This is a genomic window from Paenisporosarcina sp. P4_D4 (genome assembly GCF_056401835.1).
Genome location: NZ_JBFUIO010000333.1, coordinates 1 through 1,005 on the forward strand (window position 1 = coordinate 1; position 1,005 = coordinate 1,005).

Genomic DNA, 1,005 nt, shown 5'->3' on the forward strand with positions numbered 1-1,005 from the left:
ACCTAAATCTATCTCTCTTACAAAATATGTTAAACATTTTTATTTTTCAGTTCTAACAAAAACAACTATCAAAAAAACATGATTTGATAGTTGTTTTAATTAACATTTTTATGTTAGAGCTAGAAAGGTTAAGCATCCTCTAGTATTCATTTTTTACTGTTTCAAAACCTGGCAATTTTTCTATCTCTTTTGCTAACTCACAAATAACTTCCTCTATTAACTCCGAGCTGTCATACTCTGACGCTACCTGTCCTATAGCATCTGTCAATTTCTCATAGAACTCATGATCACCAGTAAGTCTATGCCAAAACTCTTCTCCTATTAATACAGGATATTCCATATTAATTTTCTTATAATGTCCGCTTAATTCCTTTTTAGTTCCATAAAAGACTCCTACCACTAAATCATCGAGAGCTATTCTCTGCCCATTAGTCCTTGCCAAAGCTCTTACACCTTGAAAATGACCTTTAATAGTTTTTACATCATCTTTATTAATAGTATTAGGACCAGCTTTTATCTGACAATATTTTCTCTCACCATCTATTTTATCAATAAATTCAATATCAATACCTGATGTTGTCGATTTGAAGCCTTCCAAAACCTCACTACAAAATAGCTGTAGCTTGTTTCCAAAAGTAGTATTGATTGATGTACCTAATACTCTAGGATATACAAGTGCTTGAGCCACGCTCAATGGATCAACATTACCAGTTAAGAAACTTGCTTTATACTTGTCTAAAAATGGATTGAGATTAAATTCCTTTAGTTTTTTCAACTTTTTAGTATTCACTATATGACTTGGAGCAATTTCTTTTCTAAAGAAATCCTTTGCCTTCTCGATTATTACATTCAAGTCATATGGATCCATTTTTAAATTTTGCTTATCCTCATACACTATTATTCCTCACTCCTCTATTACTCACTATATTACATCATATACCACTTGGTTATAAATGGTAATATAGTTAGTAATTTTAATTTCTTAATTTTTTTCTTATTCACAAC

At 30.5% G+C, this 1,005-nt stretch carries 1 protein-coding gene; it reads right to left on the bottom strand.

Annotation, left to right across the window (positions count from 1 at the left end; translation table 11 throughout):
- Positions 1-139: 139 nt before the first annotated feature.
- Positions 140-895 (bottom strand): PmeII family type II restriction endonuclease, encoded by a 756-nt coding sequence (locus AC1DSL_RS18645; protein ID WP_477533387.1) that lies wholly within the window; start codon positions 893-895, stop codon positions 140-142.
- Between the last annotated feature and the right edge of the window lie 110 nt (positions 896-1,005).